General features: G+C 29.3%; 17 protein-coding genes and 1 tRNA gene. 16 read left to right on the forward strand and 2 right to left on the reverse strand.

From position 1 onward, the window contains the following. Positions 1 to 72: 72 nt before the first annotated feature. The 7 genes from DUT90_RS10255 (at position 73) to DUT90_RS10285 (ending at position 6,693) form a co-directional block, all read left to right on the forward strand. On the forward strand, positions 73 to 1,311 hold the full coding sequence (locus tag DUT90_RS10255) for a site-specific integrase (RefSeq protein WP_114427097.1): 1,239 nt from the start codon (positions 73 to 75) through the stop codon (positions 1,309 to 1,311). Then, the gene (locus DUT90_RS10260) at positions 1,259 to 2,458 is read left to right on the forward strand and encodes a hypothetical protein (protein ID WP_147266209.1); all 1,200 of its coding nucleotides are present in this window, start codon (positions 1,259 to 1,261) and stop codon (positions 2,456 to 2,458) included. Before DUT90_RS10255 ends, DUT90_RS10260 begins: the two co-directional genes overlap by 53 nt. Positions 2,459 to 2,574: 116 nt before the next feature. Next, a complete protein-coding gene (locus tag DUT90_RS10265) occupies positions 2,575 to 2,880 on the forward strand; it encodes a helix-turn-helix domain-containing protein (RefSeq protein WP_258848542.1) in 306 nt (101 codons plus the stop codon). Positions 2,881 to 2,886: 6 nt separating this feature from the next. Next, the gene (locus DUT90_RS10270) at positions 2,887 to 3,882 is read left to right on the forward strand and encodes a replication initiation protein (protein WP_181858186.1); all 996 of its coding nucleotides are present in this window, start codon (positions 2,887 to 2,889) and stop codon (positions 3,880 to 3,882) included. 181 nt (positions 3,883 to 4,063) lie between these two features. After that, positions 4,064 to 4,912, forward strand: coding sequence for a toprim domain-containing protein (locus tag DUT90_RS10275; protein WP_114427101.1), 849 nt, complete (start codon positions 4,064 to 4,066; stop codon positions 4,910 to 4,912). A gap of 150 nt (positions 4,913 to 5,062) precedes the next feature. Next, positions 5,063 to 5,566, forward strand: coding sequence for a plasmid mobilization protein (locus DUT90_RS10280; protein WP_114427102.1), 504 nt, complete (start codon positions 5,063 to 5,065; stop codon positions 5,564 to 5,566). Between the two features lie 743 nt (positions 5,567 to 6,309). Then, positions 6,310 to 6,693, forward strand: a complete 384-nt coding sequence (locus tag DUT90_RS10285) for a hypothetical protein (protein ID WP_114427103.1) — start codon at positions 6,310 to 6,312, stop codon at positions 6,691 to 6,693. A gap of 38 nt (positions 6,694 to 6,731) precedes the next feature. On the opposite strand, the gene DUT90_RS10290 is transcribed toward DUT90_RS10285, so the two are convergent. After that, positions 6,732 to 6,929: an antitoxin HicB gene (locus tag DUT90_RS10290; RefSeq protein ID WP_114427104.1), complete on the reverse strand. Its 198-nt coding sequence runs from the start codon at positions 6,927 to 6,929 to the stop codon at positions 6,732 to 6,734. Positions 6,930 to 7,193: 264 nt separating this feature from the next. On the opposite strand from DUT90_RS10290, the gene DUT90_RS10295 reads away from it, so the two are divergent. The 6 genes from DUT90_RS10295 to DUT90_RS10320 are packed head-to-tail and all read left to right on the forward strand — an operon-like array spanning position 7,194 to position 15,741. After that, positions 7,194 to 7,985: a type IV toxin-antitoxin system AbiEi family antitoxin gene (locus DUT90_RS10295; RefSeq protein WP_114427105.1), complete on the forward strand. Its 792-nt coding sequence runs from the start codon at positions 7,194 to 7,196 to the stop codon at positions 7,983 to 7,985. After that, a complete protein-coding gene (locus tag DUT90_RS10300; protein ID WP_114427106.1) occupies positions 7,982 to 8,773 on the forward strand; it encodes a nucleotidyl transferase AbiEii/AbiGii toxin family protein in 792 nt (263 codons plus the stop codon). The genes DUT90_RS10295 and DUT90_RS10300 overlap by 4 nt, the downstream gene beginning before the upstream one ends. Positions 8,774 to 8,778: 5 nt before the next feature. Next, positions 8,779 to 10,329, forward strand: coding sequence for a type I restriction-modification system subunit M (locus tag DUT90_RS10305; RefSeq protein ID WP_114427107.1), 1,551 nt, complete (start codon positions 8,779 to 8,781; stop codon positions 10,327 to 10,329). Continuing rightward, positions 10,326 to 11,525 (forward strand): restriction endonuclease subunit S, encoded by a 1,200-nt coding sequence (locus tag DUT90_RS10310; protein ID WP_114427108.1) that lies wholly within the window; start codon positions 10,326 to 10,328, stop codon positions 11,523 to 11,525. The genes DUT90_RS10305 and DUT90_RS10310 overlap by 4 nt, the downstream gene beginning before the upstream one ends. A 1-nt stretch (position 11,526) precedes the next feature. Further along, the gene (locus DUT90_RS10315; RefSeq protein WP_114427109.1) at positions 11,527 to 12,630 is read left to right on the forward strand and encodes an AAA family ATPase; all 1,104 of its coding nucleotides are present in this window, start codon (positions 11,527 to 11,529) and stop codon (positions 12,628 to 12,630) included. Between the two features lie 3 nt (positions 12,631 to 12,633). After that, complete coding sequence (locus DUT90_RS10320) at positions 12,634 to 15,741, forward strand: type I restriction endonuclease subunit R (RefSeq protein WP_114427110.1); 3,108 nt, start codon at positions 12,634 to 12,636, stop codon at positions 15,739 to 15,741. Between the two features lie 94 nt (positions 15,742 to 15,835). Here the strand turns inward: DUT90_RS10320 and DUT90_RS10325 are convergent. Further along, positions 15,836 to 15,917, reverse strand: a tRNA-Leu gene (locus DUT90_RS10325). A 124-nt stretch (positions 15,918 to 16,041) separates the two neighbouring features. Between DUT90_RS10325 and DUT90_RS10330 the strand changes: the two genes are divergently transcribed. The 3 genes from DUT90_RS10330 (at position 16,042) to pth (ending at position 18,312) form a co-directional block, all read left to right on the forward strand. Then, complete coding sequence (locus tag DUT90_RS10330; protein WP_114427111.1) at positions 16,042 to 16,983, forward strand: ribose-phosphate pyrophosphokinase; 942 nt, start codon at positions 16,042 to 16,044, stop codon at positions 16,981 to 16,983. 17 nt (positions 16,984 to 17,000) lie between these two features. Further along, complete coding sequence (locus tag DUT90_RS10335; RefSeq protein ID WP_114427112.1) at positions 17,001 to 17,588, forward strand: 50S ribosomal protein L25/general stress protein Ctc; 588 nt, start codon at positions 17,001 to 17,003, stop codon at positions 17,586 to 17,588. Positions 17,589 to 17,745: 157 nt separating this feature from the next. Then, a complete protein-coding gene (gene pth / locus DUT90_RS10340; protein WP_258848543.1) occupies positions 17,746 to 18,312 on the forward strand; it encodes an aminoacyl-tRNA hydrolase in 567 nt (188 codons plus the stop codon). The last annotated feature ends 1 nt before the right edge of the window (position 18,313 follow it).

The raw sequence follows: 18,313 nt of genomic DNA on the forward strand, positions 1-18,313 counted from the left end.
TATTAAAATATATTAGTTTTTCGCCACCTTTTTTGACACCCTTTAAACGTATTTTTATATATTTGAAATTATATGCAAGTTTCATTTAGTTTAAGGAAAGAAAAGGTTGATAAAAATGGTTTAATGCCAGTTTTAATGACTATTAGTTTCAATAGTGTTAGGATACGGAAAACCATAAAAGGTGTAAAGTCTCTGCCTAAACATTGGAAGGTTAGAGAACAGAGAATTAAACCATTCTTAAAAAGTGAGGATTATAATTATCACATTGAATACAATAAGTTGATTGATGAAAAAGAAGAGGAAATAAAGAAATTGTTTAGATACATTTTACTAAATAACATCAATCCTACTAAAGACTATATTTTAGAGAAGCTTGAAAACGGATTAGATAAAGTAAATCTTACTCATGAGTTTTTTCCAACATTTGAAGAATTTAAAGATTCAAGTAAATCAACAAAGACACCGAGAACTATTAAGTCTTATGTTACAACTATAAATTTTCTTAAAGATTTTGAATCCTATTCTGGAACAAGATTGTTATTTGACTCTATAGATAGCACTTTTTTTGAAAAATTACAGGATTATACTTTTATAGAAAGAAAAAACAAAAATAGCTACTTCGCTTTTATTATAAAGGTTTTGAAAACTTTTATGAATTGGTCTTTAGATAAAGAATATCACAGTAATTTGAAGTATAAAAAATTCAAAGCTAAAGAAGATGAGACCGAAATTATCTACTTGACGATGGAGGAGTTAATGAGGTTATATAATCATAATTTTGAATCTGACCGATTAAATCAAGTAAGAGACATGTACGTTTTTAATTCTGTAACAGGATTAAGAATATCAGATTACAAGGCTCTAAAGCCTTCAAATGTGAGAAAGGAATATTTATTAGTTACGATTCAAAAAACGAAAGTAATTAACACCAAAATACCCTTAAACAAGTTTTCTAGAGAAATTTTAGAAAGATATAAAGATACCATCCATGAACCTTTACCTATTATTTCTGATCAGAAATTTAATAAGTACATCAAAGAGTGTTGTAAAATAGTAGAAATAGATTCGCTTATAACTAAAACTAGGTATGTTGGGCAAAAAAGAATTGAAATAACCTTACCGAAATACGAGTTAATTACATCACATACAGCTCGTAAAACATTTGTGACCAACTCTTTAATACTAGGAATGAAAGAGATGGTAGTTAGAAATATTACCGGTCATAAAAAGGAAGAAAGTTTTAGGCGTTATGTAAAAATTGCAGAAGATTTTAAGAGGCAGGAAATGGATAATACTTGGGATAAAGTTTGAAACAATGAGAATGAAAAGGGAGATAGATGAAGAGTTCTATTTTAAATTTTATGAATATTTAAAAAAACCTTTAAACAAATCGATAAATAAGGATTTTTTCATTCCTGAAGAGGGCCCAAGAAAGTTGTCTTATTATCACAAATATAAAGACAAGTTTAATAAAATCTTATTAATTCTAGTCAATTCTAGTTTTAAAGAGACTGTTTTTAAAGAAGATGATTTTTTCATCTTTTTAGAAAATCAGAAATATGGCTACACTAACCTAAATACTCTTGAAAAAAAGTTAATTTATCATATCCAAATTGAAGTTGATAAGTTTATTAGCTCAAAATACAACTACTTGTTTAGGGATGAAGAATTCTATCGAAAAAACGATCCTTTTAAATCTAAAAAAGAATTTCATTTTTTTATAATCTCAAAAATACTTGAAAACATAGAATTCGAACCTTATAAGGTGAGCTTTTCAGCAAAAAAAGAATTCTACCTTTTTGAAAATTACTTTGGTAAAGTAATGATTCAACTAAAAGAGAATTTCAATTCTGTTAATATACAAGACCTGCATCGTGAAGTTATTAGACTGGAATTATTGAAGGAAAAATATCAACATTATTACTTAGATTTTTCAATTAAAAAAATCGAAAAATTGATACTTAGGCTAAATGTACTGTTTGACAAGTCTAATAATACAAAAGAAAAATTCAATTTAGAAGTCAGCCCACAAAAATTTAGTAAGTTACTTGTTCTCTTTTTTAAGAATAATAAGACAGAAATTGATGAGGAAAGAATAAAAAAAATAAATCAATTTATTTCAAATTGTTTCATCACAAATAGCAAGTATTCTGCAATTGCAAATACAAAGAATAATGAATTAGAATCAATTGATTTTTTAAATAGAGAAAATTTCAAATCATTTATTGCTTTATTAATTCTTCTTAAAAAGTTAAAATATATTAAAGAAATAGACGCTCTTCCGATTCAAAGAATTTTGGTTTTAGATTTAAGAGAAATAAATAAAGCAAATATTGGTTTAAGTAATAATTTAAGGAACATCATATCTGGAGATCTTAACAATTTGTCAAAAGATCATCTTTTAAAGTTAACAAGATTAAAAACACTAGCAGAAATAAAAAGAGTATTAATAAATTGATTATCAAAAATTTATTGTTTTTAATAGTTGACAAATTAAATTGTCAACTTTTTTTTACCCCAACCTGAAGCCAACTTGCACCCATCGAAATTGAATTAAATTATAAACAAATTAAGATGGCAAACGTATTATTCTACACACACAGTAAAGACGATTTAGTAAGAGCGGTTCGACTCGTAATAAATGAAATAAGACAAACAGAATTAGTAGACTCATCTATCCCTGACGATGATGAAAAACTTTCTCAAAAAGCAGCTTCATTACTTTTAGGTATTAGTGTAACCACCATTATTGATTGGCGAAAATCTGGTAAAATTCCAAGAGACGCATATATGCGTATTGGAAGACCTATTTTTTATTCAAAAAAGAAACTACTCGAATACGCAAGAAACAATAGAAATATTAGCAAGAATTCAAAGTAGTCCATTTTGGAAAACTCGAATAAAATAAAGCAACCAAATCACGTTTCAACTGCGAGGTTTAATTTTAGTTTGACCGTACTAGAGAAAAATATAATTTATACGATTATTGACGAGCTACAAAAAATAATGAGTAGAGATTTGAATCAAAAATATATGAATCAACGAATTACTGTAGAATTAAAAACTTTGGAACAAAATAGAAATTATGGTCGAATTAAAAATGCTATAAAAAAATTAGGCTCTAAACACGTAGAATTTGATTTTACTATTCCAAAAACAGGTAAAATAACAGGTTTTTCAACATCATTAATAAGTGGACTTCGCCACGAGTATAACTCAAAATTTATAACATTAAATATTCCAGAAGATGCTTGTAGATTCTTTTGTTATATAGGTGGTGGTTTTACATCATTTCAAAAAACTATTGCTATTAGTTTAAGTTCAATCTATTCAAAACAATTATATGAATTATGTTGTCGTTGGGAAGATAAAGGAGGGTATTCTTGCACTATTGAAGAGTTAAAAATCTACTTATCAATAACAGATAAGTATAATCAATTAGCACATTTACGGGTTAAAGTGTTAGAAAAGTCTAAAGAGGAATTAAAGAGAAAAGCAGATTTATTTTATACATATAGCTTAATAAAAGTAGGAAGGAAATACTCTAAAATATCTTTTAAAATTCATAGAAATATACAAGCAAATGAAGAGTATTATGGAATTAGAGAAGAGCATTTTATCTATATCTACAATTTTCTTTCTCGTTTTTTTCCTAATCATGATGACAACAAGGCAAGAAACTATACAGAGATCATCGCTAATGAAGGTTATACAGAAAAAGCATACTATCGTTTCGTAAAATTAGAAAACCAGTTAGAGGCCAGATATAAAACAAAAAGAGATATAAAAAACATATTGTTAAAGTCAATATTACCAGAATTTGGGATCTCTACTTTTGATAAAAACCAAATCACACTCAAATTGAGTCAAGTGCGATTCTAATAGGCTACTTCGTTAATTGGTGTGATTAAGTTCGTCAATTAGTGTGAGTTCAAAATGAAAACGTCGTCAATTAGTGTGATTTAGACATAGCTATCCCTTTATCCATAAGGGATACAGAGCACGTACAATAAGGTACCTACAATAAATAATACAAGTATAGTGGAATTTGAAAGATTTGCTAATGAAAGAAAAAAATATGAACTGCAAAAAAGCAAATAAAATAGACCTCGTTTTGTATTTAAAAAAACAGGGTTATAAACCAATAAAAAACACCCCAACTTCAGTTTGGTTCTTGTCGCCATTTAGAAACGAGAAAACCCCTTCTTTTAGAGTAAATCGAATAAAGAATATCTGGTTTGATTTTGGGGAAGGATCAGGTGGGAGTGTTATCGATTTTATTATTAAATTAAATAATTGCTCTGCTAAAAATGCGTTGGAAATTTTAAGTAAGGATAATTTTTTCTTTCACGAGCAAAAAGAAAACAAGTTGATTTTATCAAAACCAAAGTATTCTATCACTAAAGTTAAAGAACTCTCTAATTTAAATTTAATTCAATATTTAAATTCTCGTAAAATAAATATTGAATTTGCTAAGAAGTTTTTATGCCAAGTTCATTATTCTTTTAAGCCTAAAAAGGAATTTTACGGTATTGGCTTCATGAATGATTTTGGAGGTTATGAAATTAGAAATATATATTTTAAGGGTTGTTTAGGTAAAAAAATGATTACCACAATAAATAATAATTCAAACACTATTTCTTTATTTGAGTCATGGTCCGATTTTCTCTCTTATCTTACTTTGAAAAACAATATACCTGATGAAAATTTTATAATATTAAATTCAACTTCATTAATAAAAAAAGTAATTGAATCTATAGACAAATTTTCTCAAGTTAAATGTTTTTTAGATAATGATGAAGCTGGAAATAAAGCATTTGATTTTTTAAATAAAAACTCAAAATGTATAATTACTGATTACAGAAAGCACTATAAAAACTACAAGGATCTAAATGAACTTTTAAAAGGATAAACAAAATAAACTAGAGTTACGGTAGGGTACTGCAAGTTGTGCTTTCCTAAGAGGAAAACTACTTGCTTCATAGATTTTATTAAATCTTAAAAATGTTGAAAAACTCCGCAACTTGTTTTTTTAAAAAAAATAATCATATTTATTCGTAAAATGAAATACTCTATTGAACAGAAAAAACAACATGCCGAAAAGGCGTTAAGCAGTAAATCGATTCTTGATTATGCAAGTAAGAATGGAATATCTAAAAGCGCTATTTATATGTGGATTAACAAATACGTTAAATGTGATAGTACAAAAAAGACAGAATCGTTGAACGTCCAATTAACACCTGATCAAATGAATCGCTTTAAGAGTGATGCCGAAAGATGTAAATTCTCTAACTTAAGTACTTATGCTAAAAGTAAACTTTTTGATAAAAAAAATACAGGATTAAGCCCTTTAGAATCTTTCAAGGAAATCAGAAGGCTTAAAAATGAAATTAGTAGAATAGGTAACAATATTAATCAAATGGCGTATCATTTCCACGTATTACATAAAAATTCCGTTTTACCAGAGAAAGAAACTTTAGTAAAGCTAGAAAAAACACTAATAGAATTAACTATAAAAAAAAAGGAACTAGTTTATTATCTTGATAGATTAAAGAAACAGTTATAAGATCTAATCTCATATGTGCAAATCTCAAAAAGCATAAATTAGGTTTTAACAAAAGCTTCACTTAGTTTAATGATTACCTAAATAAAAAACTATTTTTTTAATATAAAATCCTTATTATTAGTAACAAATCTATTGTTGAATTTCCTTATAATTCTGCTGAGTTTGAAATAGGTTTAATCTAAAATAATAAACATACACAAAATAAAACTACATCTAAAGTCTACTCTACTGCTATTTATATAATAATTAAAATATATTGTGTATACTATTTATTTTTATTTATTTGAATAGGTATTAGTTGCATTATGTATTTAGCGTTGACACTGTAGTACTATCTTTTGAAAAGTTTTTCTAGCGTATAAAAACAAATGTATTCAATCATATACATTATGTTCAAAGAATAAACATGATAATATCTATTGGATAGATTACAATAATTTTTGAAACTTAGAACTTAAAATGTTCCCAAAATAATTGGTTTTTTCTTTAGCTTTAAGGAACAAATGCATAAAAAGATTTCTTATAAATTGTATATTTGAATTAGAAAAAAAGACATATTAACATATAAAGCGTTTAGCTTTTGATTTGGTTTTAGAAACTCGCCAGGTTTTATATTCCACCACTTTCAAAAGATGAGACGCCCACGTTCTGCGTGGGCTGTTCCTATGATGGTGGATGGGTTTCTGGCGAGACCTCTAAAACTTATAAGATTCAGTTCCACGCTTTTTTAATTACACTATTTTATGTATTTAAAAGATATCATATTTGATAAGAACGTAACCAGAGAAGAGAAAATACTCGCGTTTGAATATTTCTTAACCCGAAAAGAAAATCATATAGAAGGGTTTACATTTACCGAGAAAGAAATTGACGAAAAATACGGTAATACAGCTATTAAAAATTTACTTTTAAAAAGAGTATTTCATGCAACATTTACAGTTGAAAACTGCGATTTATGCTTAAAAGAAAATGATATTGTGATACTTAATAGAGAGCATTTAAATAACTACTTAAACTCAGAATACATTCTTTGCCACAAATGTCAATACGTTAATAAACAAATGCAAAGTGTTTTAGGGATGGGGGTAAACACAAGTAACTTGGGCTTACCTCAAGAATTCTTTTAAAAAAGAAAGTGGTAATACAAAATATTACCACTTTACCTTTAATAATTTCCTTTCCAATTTACTGTTTCTATGTAACTATCTACAGCTATTTGAAATTCTTTTTCAAGTGACTCTTTATTTGTTGATTCATAAGAAATCAAGTCATCTGTGTTCTTTACTTTACCAAAAAATATATTATCGCTCTTACTATATTCTATAGAACCATTAAAACCTCTGTATTCCAAATTATTATTCATTCTATATTGCTTTTACATTTATGAAATATACTAATTTCTTAGCATATTTAGAACTAGTTACAAGCTTTATATTCGTTGATAGTTTTCTTTAGTTTAAAGAGTTTTATATACTTTTTAGAATACATGCTTTTCAATTTTTCATCTAAAAAGTATCTTTACATCTCTTAATAACACTCAAATTTCCATATAATTTAAAAAAATTTAGTAAAACAACGAGATTATTACCTTAAATTGGTATCTTTCTCAAAAATTTACTATTAAAAATTGGACGTTTCTAGTTACATAAAAGAATTACAATCTGTTGAAGAGTACTCCTTTTCTTTAGAAGAAGTTTTAAAAAAATGTAATAAAACAGAAATAGCTATTAAAAGAGAATTATCTAGATTAGTAACAAAAAAAGAAATCACAAATCTAAGGAAGGGATACTACCTTATCATCCCTCCAAGATACTCCAAACAAGAGCAAATACCCATACAATTATTTGTAGAAAAGCTTTTCAAACATTTAAAAAGTAATTATTACTTAGGTTTTTATTCTGCAGCCAAGTTTCACGGAGCTGGGCATCAGCAAGTGCAAAGAGATTATGTAATGACTGATAAAGCATTTTCTAACATTAGAAAATCGTCTCTAGATATTCATTTTTTCACAACTTCAAAATGGCCATCAAAAAACATTGTAGAAAAAAAATCTGATGCAGGAATTTTTAAAATTTCAAGTCCAGCACTTACAGCAGTAGATTTAATTCATCATCACAATAAATTAGGCGGAATTAGTAGAATGTTAGCCATTTTAGAAGAATTATCCGAAGAAATTACTAAAAATGATATCGAAGATTTGTTGAGTTGGTATCCGCATAAAAGTACTTTACAACGTTTTGGGTTTTTGTTAGAACAAGAATTACAAGTAGAATCTGAATTATATATGCCTATTATAAAACATTTAAAAGCATCAAATTTTTTTCCAGTATTATTAAGTCCTAAATCAAAAGAGAAACCAGGAGCAACATCCAATAACTGGAAAGTCGATATAAACATACAATTAGAAAACGATTTATGATTCCAAAGCCTTACATAGCAAAATGGCAAGAAAAAGCACCTTGGAAACAGTTTTATCAAGTAGAACAAGACCTTGTAATTAGTCGTGCTTTAGTAGAAATTTTTTCTGATGATTTTCTGCATGAAAATTTAGCATTTAGAGGTGGTACAGCTTTGCATAAACTATACTTAAACCCTGCTCCTAGATATTCAGAAGATATTGATCTGGTGCAAATTAAACCAGGCCCCATAAAACCAATAATGGAACGAATTAAAGAAGTTGTTACTTTTTTTGAAGAACCTAGAAAAACTCAAGTAAGAGGTCATGGAGCAAAAGCATTGTATCGTTTTAACTCGGAATACGAAGATATTAGACTGCGTTTAAAATTAGAAATTAACTGTAAAGAGCATTTTAATGTTTTGGATTGGGTAGATTTTCCTTTTGAAGTTGAAAACGAATGGTTTTCCGGAAAAGCCAAAATAAAAACCTATAGCATTAATGAATTGTTAGGTACAAAATTACGTGCCTTGTACCAACGTAGCAAAGGAAGAGATTTATTCGATTTAGAATATTCTAGGTTAAATATGGAACTGAATACAGACGAAATCATTCAATGCTTTAAAGAGTACATACAATTTGGAACAGAAAATAAACACCCAAGTAAAAAAGAGTTTTTACAAAACATAGAAGAAAAAGAGCAAGACCCAGATTTTACAGGAGATATGGAAGCTTTATTAAGAACAGGAGTAAAATATAATCAAGAAGAGGCTTTTAATTGGCTTAGGAGTGAATTGATAAATAAGATATAAAAAGAATGACAAGCAACAACCAAAGAGCCGAATTACAAAATCAAATTTGGAAAATAGCTAATGATGTACGTGGTTCTGTAGATGGATGGGATTTTAAACACTTCGTTTTAGGAGCATTATTCTATCGCTTCATAAGTGAGAATTTCACAGAATACATTGAAGGTGGTGATGATAGTATCAATTATGCAAAACTATCAGACGATATAATCACACCTGAAATAAAAGAAGATGCTATCAAAACAAAAGGCTACTTTATCTACCCAAGTCAGTTGTTTGTAAATGTAGTAGAAAATGCTAACGATAATGAAAACCTAAATACAGATTTAGCAGCAATTTTCACAGCTATTGAAAGTTCTGCAAATGGCTATCCATCAGAAGAAGACATAAAAGGATTATTCGCAGATTTTGATACTACCAGTAACCGACTAGGTAATACTGTTGAAAATAAAAACTACAGGTTAAGAGATGTTTTAAAAGGAGTAGAAGGCTTAAAACTTGAAGGAGATTTTAAAGATAGTAATATTGACTTCTTTGGTGATGCCTATGAATTTCTTATTCATAAATACGCAGCTAATGCTGGTAAGTCTGGTGGTGAATTTTTCACACCAACAAACGTATCGCAATTAATTGCCCAATTGGCAATGCATAAGCAGGAAAAAATCAATAAAATTTATGATCCTGCTGCAGGTTCTGGGTCTTTACTTTTACAAGCTAAAAAACACTTCGATAATCATATTATAGAAGAAGGTTTTTACGGGCAAGAAATAAACCATACTACCTATAACTTGGCTCGTATGAACATGTTTTTACATAACATAAACTACGATAAGTTTCATATAGTGCTGGGTAATACATTAATGAATCCTCAATTAGGTGATGATAAACCGTTTGATGCCATAGTATCTAATCCGCCATATTCTATTAAATGGAAAGGTAGTGATGACCCAACATTAATTAATGACGATCGTTTCGCACCTGCAGGTGTATTAGCACCAAAATCTAAAGCAGATTTTGCTTTTGTGTTACATTCGTTAAGTTACTTATCTCCTAAAGGTAGAGCAGCGTTAGTGTGTTTTCCTGGTGTTTTTTATCGTGGTGGTGCAGAGCAAAAAATAAGAAAATTTTTAGTAGATAATAACTATATCGAAACCATTATTGATTTAGCTCCTAATTTATTTTACGGTACTACTATAGCGGTTACACTTTTAGTATTATCAAAAAATAAAACAGACACCAAAACACAATTCATAGATGCTACAGGTGAAGAGTTCTTTAAAAAGGTAACCAATAACAATGAGATGACAGATACTCACATAGCGAAAGTTATGGAGATATTTGATAACAAAGAAGAAGTAGAGTATGTAGCTACTACTATTGACAATACCAAAATAGCTACAAATGATTATAACCTTTCTGTAAACAGTTATGTAGAACCTAAAGACACCAGAGAAAAAATAAATATTGAAGTGCTAAATAAAGAAGTAGCTATTACAATAAAAAAAATAGATAAACTACGTGCTAATATTGATAGTATTGTAAAGGAGATTGAAGGATGAGCGAGTTAGAAAAATTATTGGAAGGTGTTGCTGTGAAATGGAAAATTTTAGGAGATATATCTGAAATTTATGGAGGTTTAAAAGGTAAAAGCAAAGGAGATTTTACAGATGGTAATGCAAAATATGTTTCGTATAAAAATATATTTTACAACATTGAAGTTGATTTTAATAATCTTGATGGCGTAAAAGTCGAATCTGACGAAAATCAATATGAAGTAAAGTATGGAGATGTACTATTTACTGGTTCATCAGAAGTAGCTACAGAGGCAGGAATGTCTTCCGCTGTTACTAATAATTCGAATATTAAATTGTTTTTAAATAGTTTTTCATTTGGGCTAAGGTTTAATTCAGATATAGAAATATTGCCAGAATTTTCTAAATATTTATTTAGAAGTCATTTTATGCGTAAAGAAATATCTAAAACAGCAAGTGGTGTTACACGTTTTAATGTGTCTAAAAAAAGGTTTAAAAAACTACAAATCCCAATTCCACCTCTCAAAATCCAAAAAGAAATTGTCCGTATTTTAGATACCTTTACAGAACTTACTACAGAACTTACTACAGAACTTACTACAGAACTTACTGCACGTAAAAAACAATACAAGTATTATCGTGAGCAATTACTAACTTTTGATGAAAAAATTGGTTTTGATAGTTTAGAAAAATTAGCAGAAAATCTTGATTCGAAGAGGAGACCAATTGCGAGTGGATTGAGAGAGTCAGGAGACATACCTTATTATGGTGCATCAGGTATAGTTGACTATGTTAAAAATTACATTTTTGACGGAGATTATTTATTGATTTCAGAAGATGGGGCAAATTTATTGGCAAGAAAAACACCTATAGCTTTCAGTATAAGTGGAAAAAGTTGGGTTAATAATCACGCTCACATTCTTAAATTCGAAACATATGTAGAAAGAAGATTTGTAGAATACTACTTAAGCAGTATTGATTTAACGCCATATATATCAGGAGCAGCACAACCAAAATTGAATAAGAGAAATCTAAATAGTATAAAAATCCCCAATCCTTCATTTGAAGATAAGGAGCGTATCGTAAACATCCTTGATAAATTTGATGCATTAACTACTTCGATAAGTGAAGGTTTGCCAAAAGAAATAGAACTGCGTAAAAAACAATACGAGTATTACAGAGAAAAACTATTAACATTTTCTAAAGATACCGTAGAAGTATAATATGAGTAAGACTTTAAATAAAATTGCAGAAGAGTTAAGGGATGCCAATAAAAAAGTACAGTTAATCTACGCTTTTAACGGTACGGGTAAAACACGTTTGTCACGTGAGTTAAAAGATTTAATATCTCCCAAAGATGTTGAAACAGAAGCAGACTACCAATCAAAAGTGCTTTATTACAATGCTTTTACCGAAGATTTGTTTTATTGGAATAATGATTTGGATAACGATTTAGATAGAAAATTAGTAATTCAGTCTAATGGATATACAAAATGGGTACTTCAAGATCAAGGTCAAGAACCAAATATAACAGCTCATTTCCAGCGTTATACAAACGATAAGTTAACGCCTAATTTTAATGTAGAATTTTCTGAGGTTCGTTTTTCTTTTGAGCGTGGTGATGATTCCGCTTCAGAATATGTAAAAATATCTAAGGGAGAAGAAAGTTGTTTTATTTGGAGTATTTTCTATAGTTTGTTAGAGCAAGCTATAAGTACCTTGAATATTTCGGAAGAAAATGAACGTGATACGGAACAATTTAATCATTTAGAGTATGTATTTATCGATGACCCAGTTAGTTCATTAGATGACACTCATTTAATTGAATTGGCTGTTAATATAGCTGCTTTAATAAGATCTAGTGAATCAAGTTTAAAATTTGTTATTACTACACATAATCCTTTATTTTATAATGTGCTATATAATGAGTTTAACAAAGCAGATAAAAAACGTTTAGAAAAATTTGAAGATGGTACTTTTTCGTTGCTTTCTCAACCAGATGATTCTCCTTTTTCTTATCATTTGTATCTTTTAAATGAGTTAGATAGAGTAATAGAATCAGGCGAAATTCAAAAATATCATTTTAACTTTCTAAGAAATATATTAGAAAAAACATCAACTTTTTTAGGATACGCAAAATGGCAGGAACTTTTACCTGAAGAGACAGAAGGTGCAAGAGATGCTTATTACAGACGTATTATTAATCTTTCTAGTCATTCCTATCATCATGGAGAAGAAGTCTCTGTAATGCAAGAGAGCGACAAAAGAGTATTAGGCTTTCTTGTAAATACAATTAAAGAAACCTATCGTTTTGAATTAAATAGTTAAAAAATGGCAAATTATAATACTATAGCAGAATCTAACAATTTTATTGTTTTAGATAAATACAAAAAGTTTTCAGAATTAAATGAAGCACCTGCAAGCTACCAAACCGAAGCAGATTTAGAGAAAGAACTCGTAAAAGATTTAACTAATCAAGGCTATGAGTATGTAAAAAGCTTAACCACACCAGTAGCAATGTTAGCTAATGTGCGCGTGCAATTGCAAAATCTTAACGATATGCAATTTACAGATAAAGAATGGGTGCGTTTTGTAGAAGAGTATTTAGACAAACCAAACGATAATTTAGTAGATAAAACAAGAAAGTTACACAATAATTATATCTATGATTTTGTTTTTGATGATGGTCATATCCAAAACATTTATTTAGTAGATAAAAATAATATTGTACGTAATAAAGTACAAGTTATATCTCAATTCGAGCAAACAGGTACAAATGCCAATCGTTACGATGTTACCATTTTAGTAAACGGTTTACCATTAGTACAAATAGAATTAAAAAAGCGTGGTGTTGCTATTCGTGAGGCTTTTAATCAAGTACATCGCTATACAAAAGAGAGTTTTAATACAAAAAACTCTTTGTTTAAATATTTACAAATATTTATTATATCTAATGGTACAGACAGTCGTTATTTTGCCAATACAGTAGAGCGGAATAAGAATAGTTTCGATTTTACAATGAATTGGGCAACTGTTAAAAATAAGTCAATTAAAGATTTAAAAGACTTTACAGTTACATTTTTTCAAAAGCATACACTTTTAAACGTATTACTAACCTATTCCGTTTTTGATGTAAGTGATGTATTATTAGTAATGCGTCCGTATCAAATTGCAGCTTCAGAACGTATTTTATGGAAAATAAAAAGCTCTTACAATGCTAAAAAATGGGCTACCACAGAAAGTGGTGGTTTTATATGGCATACTACAGGTTCTGGTAAAACATTAACCAGTTTTAAAGCAGCACGTTTAGCCACAAAACTAGATTTTATAGATAAAGTTTTTTTTGTGGTAGATCGTAAAGATTTGGATTTTCAAACAATGAAAGAATACCAACGCTTTTCACCTGATAGCGTAAATGGTTCAGACAGTACTGCGGGTTTAAAAAGAAACATAGATAAAACCGATAATAAAATTATTGTTACCACCATTCAGAAATTAAATAACTTAATGAAAGGTGAAAATGATTTAGCAATTTATCAAAAGCAAGTGGTCTTTATTTTTGATGAAGCACACCGTTCGCAATTTGGTGAAGCACAAAAGAATTTAAAAAAGAATTTTAAAAAATACTATCAATTTGGTTTTACAGGAACACCTATTTTTCCTGAAAATGCTTTAGGTTCAGAAACTACACAAAGCGTATTTGGCACAGAATTACATTCTTATGTAATTACAGATGCTATTAGAGATGAAAAAGTATTAAAGTTTAAAGTAGATTATAATGATGTGCGCCCAACATTTAAGGGGTTTGAAACAGAACAAGATTTAAAGAAGTTATCATCAGCAGAAAATAAAAAAGCGTTGCTTCATCCTTTGCGTATTAAAGAGATTTCGCAATATGTATTACAACATTTTAGACAAAAAACACACCGTACAAAATGGAGTAATAGTGGTTTTAATGCAATGTTTGCAGTAAGTAGTGTAGATGCAGCTAAATGTTATTATGAAGAGCTAAACAAGCTACAAAAAGATAGCGATAAGCCTTTAAAAATAGCAACTATTTTTTCTTTTGCAGCAAATGAAGAACAAGGGGCAATTGGAGAAATACAGGACGAAACCTTTGAGCCAACAGCAATGAATAGTAGTGCTAAAGAGTTTTTATCCAAGGCTATTGATGATTATAATACTGCTTTTAAAATGAACTATAGTATTGATAGTAAAGGATTTAAAGACTATTATAAAGATCTTGCCAAACGTGTAAAAAACAAAGAGGTAGATTTATTAATTGTAGTAGGTATGTTCTTAACAGGTTTTGATGCACCTACCTTAAATACGTTGTTTGTAGATAAAAATTTACGTTATCACGGATTAATGCAAGCCTTTTCACGTACAAATCGTATTTACGATGCTACTAAAACCTTTGGTAATATTGTTACGTTTAGAGATTTAGAACAAGCAACAATAGATGCAATAACACTTTTTGGAGATAGCAGTACTAAAAATGTAGTATTAGAAAAAAGCTATAAAGAATATTTAGAAGGTTTTACGGATATAGCAACAGGTAACGCACGAAGAGGATACATTGAAGTGGTAGCAGAATTAAAAGAAAAATTCCCTAATCCAGATGAAATAGAAACAGAAAAGGATAAAAAAGAATTCTCTAAACTCTTCGGTGAATATTTATGCGTAGAAAATATATTGCAAAATTATGATGAGTTTAATCATCTTAAAGAATTGCAAAGTATTGACTATACAGATGGAGAAGCTATAGAAGCATTTAAAGAAGAAAACTTCTTAACAGATGAAGATATTGTAAGTATGCAAGCTATTGAAGTACCTGCAGAAAGAATAATACAAGATTATCGCTCTACGTATAATGATATTCGTGATTGGTTAAGAAGAGAGAAACAAGGAAATGAAGCAGAAGATTCAGATATTGATTGGGATGATGTAGTATTTGAAGTAGATTTATTAAAATCTCAAGAAATAAATTTAGACTATATTTTAGAATTAATATTTGATAGTAATAAGAAAACTAAGAGTAAAGAAGATTTAATAGAGGAAATAAGACGTGTAATACGTGCCAGTATAGGGAATAGGGCAAAAGAAAGTTTAGTAGTAGATTTTATCAATGAAACAGATATAGATAACATAAAGGAAAAAGCTACTATTATAGATGCTTTTTTTGGGTATGCACAAGAAAAACAGAAAAAAGAAGCTTCAGAATTAATTGAAGATGAAGAACTAAATGAGGAAGCAGCGAAACGCTATATAATTGCATCTTTAAAACGGGAATATGCTAGTGAAAATGGAACTGAACTAAATTCTATATTACCCAAAATGAGTCCATTAAATCCTAAGTACTTAACTAAAAAACAATGTGTCTTTCAAAAGATAGCTTCTTTTGTAGAGAAGTTTAAAGGTGTTGGTGGGAAGTTATAAGCGTATTATAGTAATTAAGGACAGTATTGTCACCCAATTCGCCACCCAAAAATTAAAAAACCCTTTAAAAACAACGTTTTTAAAGGGTTTTTAGTACTCAAGGTGGGAATCGAACCCACACTCCCGAAAGAACTGGATTTTGAATCCAGCGCGTCTACCAATTCCGCCACTTGAGCAAAATATATTTTGGATTGCAAATGTATTAAAATATTTTATTTTATTGAGCATAAAATTAATTTCAAACTCAGTAAATAATTTCTACTTTTGTGCAACAACAACAACACTACAAAATATAACTAAATGCTTAATAATCAATTAGCACCAAAACTTTTTGCCTGTAGGCAAAGTAGAGTTTTGGCAGAAAGAATTGCAAAAGAATACAGTACAGAGTTAGGAAATATTAAGATAACTTACTTTAGTGATGGTGAATTTCAACCTGCTTTTGAAGAATCTGTTCGTGGAAGAAGAGTTTTTATTATCGGCTCTACCTTTCCAAATGCAGACAATTTAATGGAAATGTTGCTAATTTTAGATGCAGCCAAAAGAGCATCTGCAAGACATATTACAGCAGTAATGCCATATTTTGGATGGGCAAGACAAGATAGAAAAGATCAACCAAGAGTTGCTATTGGTGCAAAATTGGTAGCAAAATTATTAGAAGCTGCAGGAGCTACAAGAATTATGACTATGGATTTGCATGCAGATCAAATTCAAGGCTTTTTTGAAAGACCTGTAGACCATTTATTTGCTTCAACAATATTTATGCCCTATATAAAAAGTTTAGAATTACAAAATTTAACTATAGCTTCACCAGACATGGGAGGTTCAAAAAGAGCCTACGCATATTCAAAACATTTACATTCAGATGTAGTTATCTGTTATAAACAACGTAAAAAAGCCAATGTGATTGGGCATATGGAGGTAATTGGTGAAGTAGAAGGTAAAGACGTAATTCTTGTAGACGATATGATTGATACAGGTGGTACTTTAACACATGCGGCAAATTTAATGAAAGAAAGAGGAGCAAAAAGTGTTCGCGCAATTTGTACACACCCTATACTTTCTGGAGATGCCTATGAAAAAATAGAAGCTTCTGCATTAACAGAATTAATTGTTTCTGATACAATTCCGCTAAAAAAGGATACATCTAAAATAAAAGTAGTATCTTGCGCGCCATTATTTGCAGCTGTTATGCATAAAGTACAAGATAACAACTCAATTAGTGGACAATTTTTAATGTAAATTTTTAATAAAAAGTAATGAAATCAATTACAATTAAAGGATCAAAAAGAGAAAGCGTGGGCAAGGTAGCTACCAAAGCCTTACGTAATGCTGGATTGGTTCCTTGCGTTATATACGGAGGAAAAACACCAATACACTTTTCAGCAGAAGAAAAAGCGTTTAAAAACTTGGTATACACTCCAAACGTATATACGGCAAGTATTGAAGTTGATGGGCAAAAAATACCAGCAATTTTACAAGACATTCAATTTCACCCAGTAACAGACAAAATCTTACACGTAGATTTTTATCAGTTATTTGATGATAAAGAAGTTACAATGAATATTCCTGTAAACCTAGTTGGAACCTCTCCTGGAGTTTTAAATGGTGGTGCTTTACGTTTTACAAACCGTAAATTAAAGGTAAAAGCGTTACCTGCTAACTTGCCAGATTTTATTGAAGCAGATATTTCAAAATTAAAAATCGGTAATAAATTATTCATCACTTCTTTATTTAATGATGATTATACTTTTATGCATCCAGATAACACTGTTGTTGTTCAAGTAAGAACATCTCGTAATGCAGTTAAAACTTCGGATGAAGAAGAAGAGGCAGCAGCAGAATAAATGTTGCAAACAAATTATATTAAAAAAGCGTTACAAATTTAGTAACGCTTTTTTTTACGCTTATTTTTTGAGAATAAGATAGTACTTTTACAACATGAAATTAAAACGTTTTTTTTATAAATTGCTTTGTATAAAAAAGACAAACAAAGAAGAATTGATGAAGAAATTTTTAATTGTAGGGTTAGGAAATATTGGTGAAAAATACGAAAATACACGTCATAATATAGGGTTTAAAATTCTTGACGAAGTTGCAGCTACTTATGACACTTCTTTTGAAACAGATAAGTTAGGTGATGTTGCTAGCTATAGGTACAAAGGCAGAACTTTTATGTTATTAAAACCAAGTACTTTTATGAATTTAAGCGGAAAAGCAGTAAAGTTTTGGATGCAGAAAGAGAAAATTGCTATAGAAAACACATTAGTTATCACAGATGATTTAAATATAGATTTTGGTACAATAAGAGTTAAAGGAAAAGGAAGTGATGGTGGCCATAACGGACTTAAAGATATTCAAGAAAAATTAGGAACCAACAAATACCCACGTTTTCGTTTTGGAGTAGGTAGCAATTATTCTAAAGGACGTCAAGTAGACTACGTGCTAGGAGAATGGAATAAAGAAGAAGAAAGTAAATTTATAGAGCGCTTACCAACTGCTGTAAAAGTAGTAACTTCTTTTGGTACAGCTGGTTTGGCAAACACTATGAATACTTTTAATGGCAAGTAAA

Source organism: Polaribacter sp. WD7, assembly GCF_003335085.1.
Lineage (GTDB): Bacteria > Bacteroidota > Bacteroidia > Flavobacteriales > Flavobacteriaceae > Polaribacter.

Excerpts from the sequence above, each read along its gene's own strand:
- DUT90_RS10255 (WP_114427097.1), top strand. The coding sequence starts at position 73 with ATGCAAGTTTCATTTAGTTTAAGGAAAGAAAAGGTTGATAAAAATGGT.
- DUT90_RS10265 (WP_258848542.1), top strand. The coding sequence starts at position 2,575 with ATGGCAAACGTATTATTCTACACACACAGTAAAGACGATTTAGTAAGA.
- DUT90_RS10275 (WP_114427101.1), top strand. The coding sequence starts at position 4,064 with ATGAAAGAAAAAAATATGAACTGCAAAAAAGCAAATAAAATAGACCTC.
- DUT90_RS10280 (WP_114427102.1), top strand. The coding sequence starts at position 5,063 with ATGAAATACTCTATTGAACAGAAAAAACAACATGCCGAAAAGGCGTTA.
- DUT90_RS10285 (WP_114427103.1), top strand. The coding sequence starts at position 6,310 with ATGTATTTAAAAGATATCATATTTGATAAGAACGTAACCAGAGAAGAG.
- DUT90_RS10290 (WP_114427104.1), bottom strand. The coding sequence starts at position 6,929 with ATGAATAATAATTTGGAATACAGAGGTTTTAATGGTTCTATAGAATAT.
- DUT90_RS10300 (WP_114427106.1), top strand. The coding sequence starts at position 7,982 with ATGATTCCAAAGCCTTACATAGCAAAATGGCAAGAAAAAGCACCTTGG.
- DUT90_RS10305 (WP_114427107.1), top strand. The coding sequence starts at position 8,779 with ATGACAAGCAACAACCAAAGAGCCGAATTACAAAATCAAATTTGGAAA.
- DUT90_RS10310 (WP_114427108.1), top strand. The coding sequence starts at position 10,326 with ATGAGCGAGTTAGAAAAATTATTGGAAGGTGTTGCTGTGAAATGGAAA.
- DUT90_RS10315 (WP_114427109.1), top strand. The coding sequence starts at position 11,527 with ATGAGTAAGACTTTAAATAAAATTGCAGAAGAGTTAAGGGATGCCAAT.
- DUT90_RS10320 (WP_114427110.1), top strand. The coding sequence starts at position 12,634 with ATGGCAAATTATAATACTATAGCAGAATCTAACAATTTTATTGTTTTA.
- DUT90_RS10330 (WP_114427111.1), top strand. The coding sequence starts at position 16,042 with ATGCTTAATAATCAATTAGCACCAAAACTTTTTGCCTGTAGGCAAAGT.
- DUT90_RS10335 (WP_114427112.1), top strand. The coding sequence starts at position 17,001 with ATGAAATCAATTACAATTAAAGGATCAAAAAGAGAAAGCGTGGGCAAG.
- pth (WP_258848543.1), top strand. The coding sequence starts at position 17,746 with ATGAAGAAATTTTTAATTGTAGGGTTAGGAAATATTGGTGAAAAATAC.